Source organism: Hyphobacterium sp., assembly GCF_965228115.1.
In the GTDB taxonomy this organism is placed as follows: Bacteria; Pseudomonadota; Alphaproteobacteria; order Caulobacterales; family Maricaulaceae; genus Hyphobacterium.
This window is the reverse complement of the sequence record NZ_OZ245794.1, coordinates 425,440-440,881: the sequence shown is the minus strand read 5'-3', so window position 1 is coordinate 440,881 and position 15,442 is coordinate 425,440. Positions and strand designations below refer to the sequence as shown.

Below are 15,442 nucleotides of genomic sequence, written 5' to 3'. Positions count from 1 at the left end.
ACAAATGGCATCTGCAGATGCCCGCCTGATTTCCGCGACGCGGATTGATGACGTTACCACACCGGTCGCGGCCTATCTCAAGCTGGTGAAGGATCACGAAAACTGCTTTCTCCTCGAATCTGTGGAGGGCGGGTCTTTCCGGGGTCGGTATTCGGCGATCGGGATGGACCCTGACCTGATCTGGACTGTGCGGGACGGCAAGCCTTTCCTTCAAAACCTGGCATCGAATGCCGAACCGGTTTCGGATGGGGCAGATCCGATTGCCTCCCTCAAATCACTCAATGCCAGCTCGGCGATCGCGCTTGAACCCGGAACACCGTCTATCGCATCAGGTTTGTTTGGGTATGTGGGCTACGATCTGATCCGGGCGATCGAGCCGCTACCCGATACACAAAACCCGGACCCGGCAGGCATTCCCGAGGCCTGTTTGATCCGTCCAAGAACGGTCATCGTTTTTGATGCTCTGAAACAGGAAATCACCGCCTATCGACGTCTGGCGTATGATGGGGACAGGTCCGTCGCCGATGCCGAACTAGCGGCACTGCTGAGCCAGCTCGATTATCCATTTGAACCTCGAGAGGCAGCGCGACCTGCCGACATCAAGCCGGTGTCATCGTTCGAGAAAGACGCATACCTGGACGATGTCAATCGTTTGAAAGAGCATATCCGGGCCGGCGATATCTTTCAGGGCGTTCTGAGCCAGCGATTCACAACAGCGTTCCACTTGCCGCCTTTCTCGCTTTATCGCGCCTTGCGGCGTTTAAATCCGTCTCCTTTCTTGTTCCATTTCCAGTTCCAGGGATACGCCATTACCGGTTCCAGTCCGGAAATTCTTGTTCGGGTGCGCGATGGTGTTGTGACAGTCCGCCCGATTGCGGGCACCCGGCCGCGCGGCGAAACGCCGGCAGACGACAATGCGCTGGAAGCCGACCTGTTGGCGGATCCCAAAGAGCGCGCCGAGCACATGATGCTGCTGGATTTAGGTCGCAATGATGTCGGCCGCGTTGCAAAACCAGGTTCGATCAGGATCACCGAACGGGAGATCGTCGAGCGCTATAGCCATGTCATGCATATCGTCTCGAACGTGGAAGGCGATCTGGCGGAAAAACAGGACGCAATTTCAGCTTTGTTTGCGGGGTTTCCTGCTGGCACCGTGTCGGGTGCACCAAAAGTCCGGGCCATGCAAATACTCGACGAGATCGAACCTCACCGTCGCGGTTACTATGCCGGCGCCGCAGGTTATTTCAGCGCGGATGGCAATATGGATATGGCCATCGCGCTTCGAACCGCCTTGATCAAGGATGGGCAGATGTCGGTTCAGGCAGGCGCTGGGATTGTCCTCGATTCCAATCCTGAAGCGGAACATCAGGAGTGCCTGAACAAGGCCCGGGCTTTATTCCGCGCCGCTGAACAGGCGCACCGTTTCGTTTGACATTGGCGCTTCGGATACGGCCCCTAGTCCAACATAGTCGGAAATCGTCACGAAGCGGATGTCCTGATTGGCAGGATCCATCAGCCAGTTTTCAAGCGCGTCCAGCGTGCCTGGCCGCGGATGGCCGATCGCAATGACCGGACCTGATTGCCGCGCCATATTGGCCATATGATCGAGGGCTTGTTGGACGCTATTCGCGTCGTGATCAATGAAAACGTCGCGGCTGAGACTGGTATAACCCAACCGGTTTGCCACTTCGCGGGCCCGGCTCCGGCCACTGGTTAGGGAATCGACAAAGATCAAGTTCCGGCTCTCCAATGCTTCCAGCGCCGACCGCATGGCGTCTTCGTCTGCGGTAAAGGCGCTGCCCATATGATTGTTCAGGCCAATGGCGCCCGGAATGCTGTTGAATGCCAGACGGGTCCGTGATGCAATTTCCTGAGATGTCAGATGCCGGGTCAGCGCCCGCGGGCCGGGATCAGAAAAACCAACCGGTTCCATGGGCAAATGAAGAAACACGTCATGTCCCTGCGCTCTCGCCAACCTCGCAAGATCGGCCGACGCCTCCGCATAGGGCAGAAATGAAAGGGTCATGGGGATGCCAAGATCTGTGGCCCTACGCGTGAGTAAAGGATCGATACCGGCATCATCGATAATCAGTGCAATAATTGGCTGGTTATGCATCCGCGACGGCAAAGGCTCAAACGCCCACGTTTCCGCAGCAGGTGGAACGGTATTTTCTGCCCGAGGCAATGAAATTTGATCGCCGACAACAGCTTCCACCTCGACGTTGCCGGGCGTTGTGCGTCCCACCTCATAGGCCAAGGCCCCGGCAACAAAAACCGAAGCCATGAGCAATCCCGAAACAAGCGGAATTGACGAGTTGGCGGACTGAAATTTCATGCAGCCAAATCGCCAATGCTTCGGTTAATACCACGTTTACCAATTGGCACCGCATCGCAGCATTGCGGATGCAATCAGGGCTTCTAGATTGAGGCTGGGAATAAGGCGCACCACATGCTGTTGATCATCGATAATTATGACAGCTTCACCTTCAACCTCGTTCACTATTTCGAGGAATTGGGGGCCAAGACCCGTGTCATTCGCAATGACGTGATGAGCGTAGCCGATGCATTGGCGCTTGAACCGCAAGCGATTTGCCTTTCGCCGGGCCCCGGGCGTCCGGAAGATGCCGGTATTTGCCTTGATTTGATCCGCAAGGCGCCGGAAACACTGCCGATCCTGGGCGTCTGCCTCGGCCATCAATGCATGGGCGAAAACTTTGGCGGTCAAACCGTCCAGGCCCGAGAAATCATGCACGGCAAATCCAGCCCGGTCACTCATGATGGGTCCGGCGTTTTTACCGACCTGCCCAGCCCATTTGACGTTGCGCGCTATCACTCGCTGGCCGTCGGCAACTTGCCAGAAGATGGCGAAATGATCGTCAATGCGTGGACAGAAGACGGGGAGATCATGGCGCTGCGGCATCGGACACGTCCGCTGCACGGCGTTCAGTTTCATCCCGAATCCATTGCCTCGCAGCACGGACATGCCGTCCTGGCCAACTTTCTTGAACTGGCCGGGCTGAAAATAAGGGAATTGGCCTGATGAGCGCGATCCACACCTGTTTGCAAATGCTATCGCGCGGAGAGCATCCCGATGCGGGCTCCATTGCCGGTGCCTTTGATCAATTGATGGAAGGTGAAGCCGGAGAGGCCGAGATCGGCGGGTTTCTGATTGGATTGGCGGCTGTCGGCGAAACGCCGGAGGACCTTGCCCTGGGTGCCCAGGCTCTGCGCAAGCGCATGACAGGCATTCGCGCACCGGAAGGTGCGATTGATACCTGCGGAACCGGCGGGGATGCAAAAGGCACCTACAATATCTCCACAGCGGCAGCGATTGTCGCGGCAGCGGCTGGCGCGAAGGTTGCCAAACATGGCAATCGCGCGGCTTCTTCCAAATCGGGTTCCGCTGAAGTGCTGGCATCGCTTGGCGTTGATCTGGAGGCAGGTCCAGCCGCGATCGAACGTGCTGTTGCTGATGCGGGCATTGGCTTTCTGTTCGCACCCGCACATCACTCAGCCGTCCGGCATGTTGGCGGCGCTCGCAAGGCACTGCGATCCCGCACCATTTTCAATCTTTTGGGACCGATGGCCAACCCGGCTGGAGCCAAGCGTCAGCTACTTGGCGTTTTCGATACGCGCTGGCAGCAACCAGTCGCGGAGGCATTGGATACGCTCGGTTGCGATTTTGCCTGGGTGGTTCATGGCTCGGATGGCTTGGATGAGATCACCACAACGGGCGAAACCCGTGTCGTCCAGCTTCATCACGGTGACATCACCGAGTTCACGCTCACGCCAGGTGACGCAGGCCTCCCTACGGCCAGCCTGGATGATCTGGTTGGCGGCACGCCGGATGAGAATGCGGAAGCCATCCGGAACTTGTTCAACGGTGCGCCCGGTGCCTATCGCGACATAGTTGTGCTGAATGCCGCAGCGGCTCTTATTGTCGCCGGGATTGCAAATGATATCCGCGAGGGTGCAAAGATCGCGGTCGAGACCATTGATACCGGCAAAGCCCGCGACACTCTGGAGAAAATGGCGGCCATCTCGCGAGGTGAAGCGTGAACGCGCTGGAAAAGATTGAGGCCTATAAGCGCGATGAAATCGATCAGGAAAAACGGACCTATAGCGCGGCGCGTTTGGACGAAATGATTGACCAAGCCGGACCGGCGCGCGATTTCACCGGCGCGCTCCAAAAATCCGCTGCGAGCACCGGCATCGCTCTCATCGCCGAGATCAAGAAAGCCAGCCCGTCCAAAGGCTTGATCCGCGCGGACTTTCAGCCGGCAGAACTCGCCAAAGCCTATGAGGCGGGCGGAGCGAGCTGTTTGTCGGTCCTGACCGATGCTCCGAGTTTTCAGGGACAACCGGATTATTTGAAGGCCGCCCGAGAGGCCTCTGCCCTGCCCGCCCTGAGAAAGGATTTTCTGCTTGATCCCTGGCAAGTAACACAATCACGGGCCATGGGCGCGGATGCAATTTTAGTCATCATGGCGAGCGTCGATGACGCTCTGGCGCAGGACCTTGTTTCCGCGGCACATGATCAGGGTATGGCGGCGCTCATTGAAACTCATGATGAGGCGGAGCTGGAGCGCGCGCTTGCCCTGCCCTCCCCGCTGATTGGCGTCAATAATCGCGACCTGACGACCTTTGAGACGTCGCTGGCAACATTTGAACGATTAGCGCCCATTATTCCCGAAGATCGATTCGCCATTGCCGAGAGCGGGATCTTCTCGTCTGCTGATGTCACCCGGCTCAAGACTGCCGGCGCGAAAGGTATCCTCGTGGGCGAAAGCCTTATGCGGCAAGAGAATGTCACCCAGGCAACGCGGATGCTTCTCAGCTGAATTGCGGTTTACTTGACGTTAACCCGGAACACTCATAGAACATCGAGAGAAGTTTCTGATTTGTTCTCATGGGAGTGAGCCATGCTAACGCGCAAGCAACATCAGCTTTTGCTCTTCATCCACAAGCGTTTGAGCGAGGATGGCGTATCACCCTCTTTTGAGGAAATGAAGGATGCGCTGGACCTGGCGTCGAAGTCGGGCGTGCACCGGCTGATCACAGCTCTGGAAGAACGCGGATTTATTCGCCGTCTCGCCCATCGCGCCCGCGCACTGGAAGTTTTGAAGATGCCCGAAACGGTTACACCCGAAACCGGTGCAGCCGCGCCGAATGTGGTTCATGCTGATTTCACGCCGGAACCGGCGAATGACTCGGTGAGCGTGCCCGTTCTTGGCAAGATTGCAGCCGGTGTGCCGATTGAAGCCATTCAGCATGAACAAGATCGCATCACCCTGCCACCGGATATCGCGGGCGGGCGCGGCGAACATTATGCGCTTGAGGTTGAAGGGGATTCCATGGTCGATGCCGGCATTCTCGATGGCGATATCGTCATCGTGGAGCGCTGCGATACGGCTCACAATGGCGAAATTGTTGTTGCCCTTGTTGATGAAGAGGAAGCGACCTTGAAGCGTCTTCGGAAAAAAGGCGGCTCAATAGCGCTTGAAGCTGCAAATCCGGCCTATGAAACCCGGATATTTGGTCCCGACCGTGTTCGCGTCCAGGGCCGCCTGGTTGGGCTGATCCGGCGGTATCATTGATCGCGCGTCAGCGCCCTGATTGCGTCCAGACTCTCCGGCCCCGTTGATCTTCGACCGTCCGGACCTGAACGATCTGACCTCTTTCAATAAGAAGGCTCCGGGCGCCTGTTTGCACCAGGTCGCCAAGGTCAATCAAATGGGCGGAGCAATCCGCGCGCTGAACCGGGGACGCATAAGCGCGCAGCACAACAAGGTCTGACCGATTGCAATCTTCTTGCAGTGTTTCAGCATCGTAGGCGATGGTTATGCCCAGACCCTGAGCAGTTCCTGCACAGCCTCTCGGGTCACACAAAAGTCCTTCCCGTCCGGGGCGCTCTCCCCTTTGTCCGGATTGTTCAAGAAATACCGAGGCCGCAAAACGCGCGCGTCTGCGGTCTGAGCTGGTCCATTCCAGTTCGTCACCAAACCTAGCCAGAACGACCGCGTCCTCGGAGACAAAAACATCGGGTTGAGGGCTGGTCAGCCAGAATGAATAGGCCAGCAGCATCAAGGCGACGCCGAGCCAGCGCCAGAGTTCCCTGGCTGCGACCACCAGCGTAAATCCTGCCGCATAAAGCGCGAGGACGCTCCCTGGCGCCGACACCATTGGGGCCAGTGATCCCGGCCAGTTGCTCACCCATTCCGCAATCCGCACAACCCAGATCAGTCCCCAGCTCATTACCGAAAGCGCGGGCCCATCCAGCCCGAAGGGTGCCAGTACAAGGGCGACAGCGCCTGCTGGCATCACGATCAAGGAGAAGACGGGCATGGCCGCGAGATTGGCCAGAAACCCATAAACGGCGATCCGATTGAAATGAAAGGCCGCGAATGCGCCCGTGGCAAACCCTGCAACCAGCGAGGACAGTGAAAGTGAGCTCCAGAACCCCGCCAGTTTTTGAACGACGCCATAGCTTCGTGTTGAAACCGGTCTGGTGCGCCAGAAATCGAAGGCCGCTACGAGCGCGGCTGCAGCCGCAAACGACATCTGAAAACCCGGTGAGAGCAAGCTCTGGGGCTGCAGGAGCAAAATGATACCTGCGGCCAAGGCAATGGATTGCATTGAAAAGGCGCGCCGTTTCAATAACACGCCAATCAGGATCACAGCGACCATCACAAAAGCGCGTTGCGTTGCGATCGCTGCGCCTGACAGGATGAGATATAAAACCGCCCCGCATAGGGCGGCGATGGCCGCCGGAATTCGCGGGTCATGTTTGCGCGAAAAAGCAGGAATTGCCGCCCCGGCAGCCCGGACCGCAAAAAACAATCCGCCCGCAAACAAGCTCATATGCAACCCCGAAATCGCCAGTATATGACCCAGGCCGGCTGCCCTTAGCGCTTCGGCATGGTCGGCCGGGATCCCCGATCGATCTCCCGTCAGCAATGCTGCAGCGATGCCGGCGGTTTCGGGATGGGCACGGCTTCGGATGCGTTCAGCCAACTGCCATCGGAAACCGGCAAGTGCCCGGATCAATCCATCCCCGTCGATCTCCGCTGCACTGAGCGGAGCAATTGCAAAACCGGTGCCGCCCAGGCCAGAAAACCAGGCCGCAAATTGCGGATCATAGCCGCGTGCAACAGCGGGTCGCCTCGGAGGGGTTAAAACCACGCGGGCGGTCACGCCATCTCCGGGACGGAGCGTTCCGCGCTGTCCATAAAAACGAACGCGCTGGGGCGGCGAATCGAAGCCTTCCAGATTGGCGACGCGGACGATCAGACGCTCGCGCCCATTGCGGGACTCCACCCGTTCAAGCCAACCCGTAAGGTCCCGGGCACGTTCCGTGCCGTCAACGAACACCGGAGACTGCGACACCGTGTGGTGCTGACCACGCGCAAATCCCAGTGCAACAAAGGCAATAAGAACCAGAACCGACCACAAGACAGGGCGTGGCCTGAGCCAGAGCAAGGCGATCGCCGAAAGCCCGCATCCAAGCAAGAAACAAAGCCAGGAAAGTATCGGCGCCGGTTCCTGGGGTAAGCTGAAATAGACCAACGCCCCGGCTCCAAAAGCGACCGGTGCCCATAGGGCGGCTCTGACCGGCCTGGTGATGTCCAGGTTCAATTGCGCCCTCAGCAGTGGCTTTATTCCGGCCCACTGCTCCGGGATGTCCCAGTTTTGGCTGATCAGGCGCAATCGGCTATTTCATCCCCCTGCCCGGCATGTTACCACGCGGTTTCCTATTGCAGTGCAACATGGTTCCGCGAGTGCAAGACAGCCCCGGTCAAATCGTTACACGCTTCGCGCCCTCGCCAACGGGCTTCCTGCATATTGGCGGCGCGCGTACAGCGCTATTCAACTGGTTATTGGCCCGCAACGCCAGCGGGAAATTTTTACTCAGGATTGAGGATACTGATCGCGCGCGTTCGACGGACGCGGCGACGCAAGCCATACTCGATGGATTGAGCTGGCTCGGACTGGATTGGGACGGAGAACCTGTTTCACAGTTTGCGAATGCGGCAAGGCACCGCGCCGTTGTGGATCAAATGCTCCAGTCCGGCGGGGCTTTCCGCTGCTACATGTCGGCCGAAGAAACCGAGGCCGAACGTAAAAAAGCCTTTGCCGATGGCCGGGCGTTGCGCAGCCCCTGGCGTGACCGTGATCCCGATGATGCCCCTAAGGGTGCGGCTTTTACCGTGCGCTTCAAAGCCAGCGATATCGACTCCGTTATTGCTGACGCCGTTCAGGGCGAGGTCCGCTGGAAAGCCAAGGATTTTGACGATCTGGTGCTGCTGCGATCAGACGGAAGCCCCACCTATAATCTCGCGGTTGTGGTGGATGATCATGATATGGGCGTGACCCATATCGTGCGCGGTGACGATCATCTGGTGAATGGCGGCCGGCAAGCGCAAATCTATGATGCTCTGGGATGGGAGCGTCCGGTGTTCGCCCATATTCCGCTGATACATGGCGCCGACGGTAAAAAACTGTCCAAACGCCATGGCGCTCTGGGCGCTGAGGCCTATCGCGAGATGGGATATTTACCCGAAGGCCTGCGAAACTATCTTCTACGTCTTGGCTGGTCGCATGGGGATGAGGAATTTTTTGATGATGAAGCCGCTATCGCGGTCTTCAGCCTGGCGGGTTTGAATAAATCACCCGCTCGCCTGGATCTCGACAAGCTGGCGCACATCAATGCGCACCATATGAAGCTGGCTGGCAATGGTCGTTTGATCGATCTTGTCCTGCCATTTTGCGAAGCCAGGTATGAGGGCGACAATCTCTCCGAGGCGACGCTTTCGGAGCGACTGGCTCTAGCAATGGACGTATTGAAAACACGCGCTTCAACCCTCGTCGAACTCGCAGACCAAGCCTATTTCCTTTATCGTCCGACCCCCATTACGCTTGAGGGCAAAGCCGCCAAACCCCTGAAAGGTGAAGCACCCGAAATCCTCGGCCGATTCCAGCAAGCCCTGAAATCCCTTGCTGATTGGAATGATGCCTCCCTGCATGAGGCCCTGAATTCATTCGTCGAGAAAGAAAAAATTGGCTTTGGCAAAATCGGCGCCCCGTTGCGGGCCGCCTTAACAGGCGGCGCTCCGGCCCCGGACATCGCACTGGTGCTGGCGTGGCTTGGCCGCGATGAAGCAATGAAGCGTATCGACACACAGATTAACAAAGCACAGAACACTTAGACCGTACGAACAGGAACCGTCATGATGGATACGAAAGCTCAACCCAATGGTATTGCCACGCTGAATCTGAATGGTCAGACCTATGAATTACCCGTGCTGAAAGGGACAATGGGGCCGGATGTGATTGATATCCGGACGCTTTACAAACAGGCGGGCGTCTTCACCTATGACCCGGGCTTCACGTCGACCGGATCGTGCGAAAGTCACATCACCTATATCGACGGCGACAAAGGCACCCTGCTCTATCGCGGCTATCCGATCGATCAACTCGCCCAGAAATCCAGCTTCATTGAAGTCTGCTACCTGTTGTTAAGCGGAGAGCTTCCGAATGCGGAGGAATTGGAATCGTTTGATATGACGATCCGCCGCCACACCATGTTGCATGATCAATTCGACCAGTTTTTCCGGGGTTTCCGCCGCGATGCACACCCGATGGCCATCATGGTAGGCGCTGTGGGCGCTTTGTCCGCTTTCTATCACGACTCGACGGACATTGCCGATCCGAATGCAAGGGTCGTTGCCAGCCACCGCATGATCGCGAAAATGCCGACGATCGCTGCAAGAGCCTACAAATATTCCATCGGACAACCCTTCGTCAGCCCTCGTAATGAACTCGATTTTGCCAGCAATTTCTTGCGCATGTGCTTTGCGGTACCCGCTGAAGATTACGAGCTGAACAAGACGTTGGCAAAAGCGATGGACAAGATTTTCATCCTTCATGCCGACCACGAGCAAAACGCCTCCACTTCGACTGTCCGCCTTGCGGGATCGTCCGGTGCCAACCCGTTTGCGTGTATTGCTTCAGGCATAGCCAGCCTCTGGGGCCCGGCCCATGGCGGTGCAAACGAGGCGGCGCTGAATATGCTGGAGGAAATAGGAAGCGTAGACCGGATTCCGGAATACATTGCCCGCGCCAAGGACCGCGAGGATCCATTCAGGCTTATGGGTTTCGGACATCGCGTCTACAAGAATTACGATCCCCGCGCGACGGTGATGCGCGAGACCTGCCATGAGGTGCTGGATGTCCTCGGTGTGAGAGACGAGCCGCTTTTGCAGGTTGCCATGGAGCTCGAGAGAATCGCACTGGAAGACGAATACTTTGTCGAGAAGAAGCTTTACCCGAACATCGATTTCTATTCCGGCATTACACTGAGAGCCATGGGCTTCCCGACGTCCATGTTCACGGTGCTCTTTGCGCTAGCCCGGACCGTTGGCTGGATCGCTCAATGGACCGAAATGCTGGAAGACCCGGTTCAGAAAATTGGCCGTCCGCGCCAATTGTTCGCCGGGACAACAGAGCGCGATTATATTTCAATGAGCAAACGCTGACGGGTTTGGCTCTAGCGCGCGGCGGTCAATCCGGCCACCGCGTGCGCCGCCCGGTCGCTGGCACGGCCCTCGCCTTTCATTGATAGAGCCGCTTCGCGCAGGCGCGGGCCCCGGCTATTGCCTGAATTTACTTCTTCAAGCAGCTCCATGACTGCGGAGGCCAGGTTTTCGGCTGTGGCTTCCGTTTGAACGAATTCTGGTATCAGCCGCGCGTTCGCCGCGATATTCACCAGGCTGATATGGTCAGCCTTGAACAAAAAATGCCGATAAATCCAATAACTCAAAGCGCCCAGCCGATAGCATGCAACGGTTGGAATTCCTGCCAAAGCCAATTCTGTTGTGGCCGTCCCCGATACCGCCAGAGCCGCATCCATCGCCGAGTTTGCATCGCGCTTTTCGGCTTCCTCGATCAGGATCACAGGCGGGAGGCCTTCCTCGATTTCGATCTGATGTCTGACCTCTTTTGCAATGACCGGAGCCATCGGCGAAACAAACACCGCTTCGGGCATTTGTTGATTAAGGCGTCTGATTGCGGCGCGAAGGTCCGGGCCCATGCGGCGCAGTTCACTGGGCCGGCTCCCGAATAGAACGCCAATTACACGCGCCTCGTCTGAAATTCCATGACGGGCCCGGAACGCTTTTCCATCCCCGGTTACCGGTCTTTCAAGAGCTGGATTGCCAACAAAAGTCGTGGGTAAACCCGCCGCTTCAAACATGGGCTGATCAAAGGCATGGATCGTTAGCAGATGATCAACCGAATGGGCGAGCACTTCCGCCCGCCTTGGCCGAGCCGCCCATATCTGCGGCCCCACATATTTGATCAGTACGGGTGGATTCGCGCGCTTTTGAAGCCGCTGGGCGACGCGAATCATAAAGCCCCAGGAATCGATCAGAACCACACTGTCCGCGCCGAATTCCAACGCCGCGTCGACAGTTTCATTCACCCGCTTCAGAATCGTGCCGTAAGACTTCAACCCGTCGAGAAGTCCCAGAATTGCGAGATCCGATATGTCGATTGCGCTCTGAACACCCAGAGCCGCCATGCGTTCGCCACCGACCCCGGCAATTTCAACAGTGTATGCGGGCAGAGCACGAAGAGACGCGATCAGATCAGCGCCGAGCGCATCGCCTGAGGGCTCGACGGCGACAATAAAAATTCTGAGAGGCTCACTCATCAGCCTCAGCCGCATAAACGAAGAGGCCGGCGGCATCTGCCGCGGCAATCGTCTCTGTCATGCGAGGGATCAGTGCGTTGCCTGCCCGCACGGCGATTCCAGCCAAGCCCGCTCGCTCGGCACCGTCTATGGTGATTGTTCCGATCGTTGGCATATCGATTCGCCGCTCCTGCTGTGGCTTGGGCGTCTTTGCGAGGACGCCGCTTCGCGATTGAGGCGTGCCACGAATATCTTCGGGAAGACCGGCGACACGGGCCAACATGGCATCTGTGCCTTCTTGCGCCTCAACTGCCAGCACAAGACCGTTCGCGACAACAGCTCCCTGGCCGATATCATACTCCCCCATGGCCCGCGCAATCTTCAGCGCTTTACGGATGTCGGCCTGATCTTTCTCGCCAGGCTGCACCACGCCCAGCACGCCCGGCGACGGAACCAGGCTGGACATCACAACATCTGCACCGATTGCGCGCAGTCCCTTGGCTTCAAATGAGTCGACAATCACCCGCATCAGCGCATCATCGCCATAGCGCGCGGCTTGCGCGACTTTGGGCAACAAGGCCATCGCCGCACCGTCTAACCCGATCAAGCTTGAAAAATCAGGACGGGTTATCCGGCCAATGAAGCAAACCGCATCGCATCCCGCCTGCATCATGGCTTTTTGCATTCCGCCAACTTTAGTGACAGGAAAACGCGCCCGTTCGAAGTGGGAAAAATTCTGATCTGCAAACCCATCCACCTCGACAATGAAGGGCGGGCGGCCAGCAGAGCGTTCGCCTTCGGCGATCAAAAGCGGGATCTCGCCGCCGCCGGCAATTATGGCGAGTTTACTCCAACTGTCCGGTGATCCATCAGTCATGCGGCATACAAATTGATCGGCTGGGCTCGGCCCGGATAAAGCCGACAATTTCCATAACAGCCGGATTTTCGGCGTACAGCCCGGCTACGTCCTCAAGGCGTTCACTGAATGAACCTTCTTCAGCAAACAACAACCGGTAAGCGGTGCGAAGCTCCTTGATCGCGGCCCGGGAATGTCCCCGCCGGCGCAAACCCACAAGGTTCAGCCCTTCTAGGTGGGCATGATTGCCACCCGCCGCGCCATAGGGAATCACATCCTTGGTCAGGAGTGACATCGCGTTGATAAAGGATTGCCGGCCAATCCGTGTGAACTGAACGACCCCCGTATATCCGCCAAGGATGACCTGATCCTCGACAACCGTATACCCGCCGAGCACCGCATGGTTCGACAAAACAACCCCATTTCCAACAATACAATCATGGGCGACATGCGTGCCGATCATAAAGAAGCCGTCATCGCCAACGACGGTTTCAGCCCGGCCCACTCCGGTGCCCGGATGCATGGTGGCATATTCGCGGATCGTATTTCTTTTTCCGATGATCAGGCGGGTTTCTTCGCCTTTGAATTTCAAATCCTGCGGCGGATGTCCAAGCGAAGCATACGGATACACCACGGTCTGCTCGCCTATGGTGGTCTTGCCGGCGACCGTGACATGCGACATTAGCCGGACGCCATCGCCCAGTTCGACATCGCCCTCGACGATGCAGAACGGACCGATTTCAACATCAGCGCCCAGCTTGACGCTGTCCTCAACTATCGCCGTGGGATGAATGCGCTGGCTCATGGCAGGGTGACGCCCTTGGCGGAAAAGTCGAACTCGGTGACGCGTTGTCCATTGGCGGTCGCTGCGCCAGAAAATTTGAAGAGATCGCCGCGCATATGCGTCACCTTCACCGGCATGCGCAGCGTATCACCCGGTTTGACAGGGCGACGAAAGCGCACTTTGTCGACGCCCATGAAATAGATCGACGTCTTGTTGATGTCTGCATCGAGTGTTTTTGACATCAGCACTGCGCCCGCTTGAGCGACGGCTTCAACAATCAAGACCCCCGGCATGACCGGATTTCCGGGGAAATGGCCCGGAAAAAACGGCTCATTCACGGTTACATTCTTGATTCCGACGATTGACTCACCGGCGATATAATCTTCCGCGCGGTCTATCAGCAAAAAAGGGTAGCGATGCGGCAATCGGGCAAGGATTTCATCAATTTCAATTCGGATACCGGCGCTTTGATCATTCATATCTATCTCCGCGCTTTTTTCCCTTGAGCGCCCTTGATGCCTGACATTTTCCGCAGCTGAGTCAGCTGTTTCAGATAATTGCGCGCCGGCATGGCCGGGCTGCCACCCCAACGTTCCCCATCCGGGATATCATACATCGCTGCGGCATCCGCCAACATCACAACATTATTGCCAATTGTAATATTGTCGGTGGTGGCGCACCGGCCTGCAAACAGGCAGTTTTCGCCAATCGTCGTACTGCCTGAGATGCCCGCATAGGCGGCCATAACGGTTCCCTTGCCGATTTTGACGTTATGCGCGATCTGACAGAAATTATCGATCTGGACGTTATCGCCGATCAAGGTGTCACCGAACAAACCCCGATCGACGGAACAGCTTGCGCCGATTGAAACGTCTTTCCCGATGATGGCCCTGCCGAAATGCGGGACGCGCAGCTTGTCTTCGATCCCCAGAACAACCGCGAAACCGGTTTTTCCGACAACGCTGCTCGAGCCGATAATGGAGCCTCCACCGATCACGGCAAACGTCACAACGGCATTCGCGCGGATGATGGCCCCCTCGCCGATTTCAACGCCCGGTCCAATAACCGCATTTGGCTCGATAATGCATTCGGCGCCAATCCTGGCACCGGCAGAAATGAAAGCCCCGGGAAAGACCCGGGCTGTTTCATGGATTTCCGCTTCGCCCTGAACCAGTTCCTTGCCAACAAAGATATGGCCTGCGGAACGGGCAAACGCCGCACGCGGATTATCCGAAATACCGACAATGCAACCGGCATCCCGAAGGCTGGCGGCATGTTTCTGGACTGTTAGAACCACAGCCCCGTTTACCGGTGTCTCGGCGCCTTTTTCAGCATAGCTGAGAAATCCGGCCGCCATGGCCTCAATTGGAGCCACACCGGAAACCGAAAGGCCATCGGGCGCCAACCCCTCAAAGCTGGCGCCCGATAACTTTTCCAGCTGTGAAATTGAAAGCGGTCGGGCAGGCTCGTAAAAGCGCGGATCTGCCACGGTCGCTTCCTTTCTTGAACTTATTGCTGAGCAGGCTGGCCAGCTGCACCGTCCGCCGGCAAGCGGACCCGGTTGACAGGCACGGTCGGAAGCACGGCATTCAAACGGTCAATCACGTCCTGGCTGGCATCGACCGCCTGGCTTGAATAGACCAGCGCGCTGCGATCGATCACAATGTCGGCCTGACGGGCTTCAACAACCTGCTGCAAAACAGTTTGCAAGGATTCCAGAACCGGGCGCATGGCCGCGCGTTCGGTTGCGACCAGCTCGTTGGCATAGCGCTGACGCGTGGCTTCAAATTGCTGAGCCTGCTGACTCACCGTTTGGATGCGCTGCATCAGGTCCGGGCGTTGCTGGATGGCTTCCTGCGTCAGACCGGCGGTTTCGGCATTTAGACGCTCGGCTTCTGCGTCGATCGGCGCGCGCAATGCGATCAGTTCAGCCTGGATTTCTTCTGAGATGGTTTGAATGCGGCCGGCAATATGCTGACCCACTGCGCTCTCAACAAGAATTCGCTCTTCGTTGATCACGACTGTGACTTGCGAATAGGCAGGCGCGGTGACGCTGACGAGCGCAAACGCCGCTGCGATCATCGCAATCGGGTTAAGGGAGGAAGGTTTCATG

General features: G+C 57.5%; 15 protein-coding genes. 7 read left to right on the top strand and 8 right to left on the bottom strand.

Going from position 1 to position 15,442, the window contains the following annotated elements; translation table 11 throughout:
• The first annotated feature begins 4 nt into the window (after positions 1–4).
• Positions 5–1,432 carry an anthranilate synthase component I gene (gene trpE, locus ACO079_RS02635; RefSeq protein ID WP_421791545.1) on the top strand — a complete coding sequence of 476 codons (1,428 nt, stop codon included), beginning with the start codon at positions 5–7 and terminating at the stop codon, positions 1,430–1,432.
• Here the strand turns inward: trpE and ACO079_RS02630 are convergent.
• Positions 1,394–2,284 (bottom strand): divergent polysaccharide deacetylase family protein, encoded by an 891-nt coding sequence (locus ACO079_RS02630; RefSeq protein WP_421791544.1) that lies wholly within the window; start codon positions 2,282–2,284, stop codon positions 1,394–1,396. The genes trpE and ACO079_RS02630 overlap by 39 nt on opposite strands.
• Before the next feature lie 165 nt (positions 2,285–2,449).
• On the opposite strand from ACO079_RS02630, the gene ACO079_RS02625 reads away from it, so the two are divergent.
• The 4 genes from ACO079_RS02625 to lexA all read left to right on the top strand — a co-directional run bounded on the left by ACO079_RS02625 (position 2,450) and on the right by lexA (position 5,597).
• On the top strand, positions 2,450–3,040 hold the full coding sequence (locus tag ACO079_RS02625; RefSeq protein ID WP_421791543.1) for an anthranilate synthase component II: 591 nt from the start codon (positions 2,450–2,452) through the stop codon (positions 3,038–3,040).
• The gene (gene trpD / locus ACO079_RS02620; protein ID WP_421791542.1) at positions 3,040–4,059 is read left to right on the top strand and encodes an anthranilate phosphoribosyltransferase; all 1,020 of its coding nucleotides are present in this window, start codon (positions 3,040–3,042) and stop codon (positions 4,057–4,059) included. The genes ACO079_RS02625 and trpD overlap by 1 nt, the downstream gene beginning before the upstream one ends.
• Positions 4,056–4,841, top strand: coding sequence for an indole-3-glycerol phosphate synthase TrpC (gene trpC, locus ACO079_RS02615; RefSeq protein ID WP_421791541.1), 786 nt, complete (start codon positions 4,056–4,058; stop codon positions 4,839–4,841). The genes trpD and trpC overlap by 4 nt, the downstream gene beginning before the upstream one ends.
• A gap of 81 nt (positions 4,842–4,922) precedes the next feature.
• Positions 4,923–5,597 (top strand): transcriptional repressor LexA, encoded by a 675-nt coding sequence (gene lexA / locus ACO079_RS02610; RefSeq protein WP_421791540.1) that lies wholly within the window; start codon positions 4,923–4,925, stop codon positions 5,595–5,597.
• Between the two features lie 7 nt (positions 5,598–5,604).
• Here lexA and ACO079_RS02605 read toward each other — a convergent pair whose 3' ends face one another.
• Entirely contained in the window at positions 5,605–7,707 is a 2,103-nt protein-coding gene (locus tag ACO079_RS02605; protein WP_421791539.1) for a ComEC/Rec2 family competence protein, read from the bottom strand.
• Positions 7,708–7,766: 59 nt separating this feature from the next.
• On the opposite strand from ACO079_RS02605, the gene gltX reads away from it, so the two are divergent.
• Both gltX and gltA read left to right on the top strand, forming a co-directional pair.
• Positions 7,767–9,206 (top strand): glutamate--tRNA ligase, encoded by a 1,440-nt coding sequence (gltX, locus tag ACO079_RS02600; protein ID WP_421791538.1) that lies wholly within the window; start codon positions 7,767–7,769, stop codon positions 9,204–9,206.
• A 24-nt stretch (positions 9,207–9,230) separates the two neighbouring features.
• On the top strand, positions 9,231–10,535 hold the full coding sequence (gene gltA / locus ACO079_RS02595; RefSeq protein WP_421792911.1) for a citrate synthase: 1,305 nt from the start codon (positions 9,231–9,233) through the stop codon (positions 10,533–10,535).
• A gap of 11 nt (positions 10,536–10,546) precedes the next feature.
• Here the strand turns inward: gltA and lpxB are convergent, their stop codons facing one another.
• The 6 genes from lpxB to ACO079_RS02565 are packed head-to-tail and all read right to left on the bottom strand — an operon-like array spanning position 10,547 to position 15,441.
• On the bottom strand, positions 10,547–11,710 hold the full coding sequence (lpxB, locus tag ACO079_RS02590) for a lipid-A-disaccharide synthase (RefSeq protein ID WP_421791537.1): 1,164 nt from the start codon (positions 11,708–11,710) through the stop codon (positions 10,547–10,549).
• Positions 11,703–12,566 carry an LpxI family protein gene (locus ACO079_RS02585; protein WP_421791536.1) on the bottom strand — a complete coding sequence of 288 codons (864 nt, stop codon included), beginning with the start codon at positions 12,564–12,566 and terminating at the stop codon, positions 11,703–11,705. The genes lpxB and ACO079_RS02585 overlap by 8 nt, the downstream gene beginning before the upstream one ends.
• The gene (gene lpxA / locus ACO079_RS02580; protein WP_421791535.1) at positions 12,559–13,350 is read right to left on the bottom strand and encodes an acyl-ACP--UDP-N-acetylglucosamine O-acyltransferase; all 792 of its coding nucleotides are present in this window, start codon (positions 13,348–13,350) and stop codon (positions 12,559–12,561) included. The genes ACO079_RS02585 and lpxA overlap by 8 nt, the downstream gene beginning before the upstream one ends.
• Complete coding sequence (gene fabZ / locus ACO079_RS02575; protein ID WP_421791534.1) at positions 13,347–13,808, bottom strand: 3-hydroxyacyl-ACP dehydratase FabZ; 462 nt, start codon at positions 13,806–13,808, stop codon at positions 13,347–13,349. Before fabZ ends, lpxA begins: the two co-directional genes overlap by 4 nt.
• A gap of 2 nt (positions 13,809–13,810) precedes the next feature.
• A complete protein-coding gene (locus ACO079_RS02570) occupies positions 13,811–14,818 on the bottom strand; it encodes a UDP-3-O-(3-hydroxymyristoyl)glucosamine N-acyltransferase (RefSeq protein ID WP_421791533.1) in 1,008 nt (335 codons plus the stop codon).
• 20 nt (positions 14,819–14,838) lie between these two features.
• Positions 14,839–15,441, bottom strand: a complete 603-nt coding sequence (locus ACO079_RS02565; protein WP_421791532.1) for an OmpH family outer membrane protein — start codon at positions 15,439–15,441, stop codon at positions 14,839–14,841.
• Between the last annotated feature and the right edge of the window lies 1 nt (position 15,442).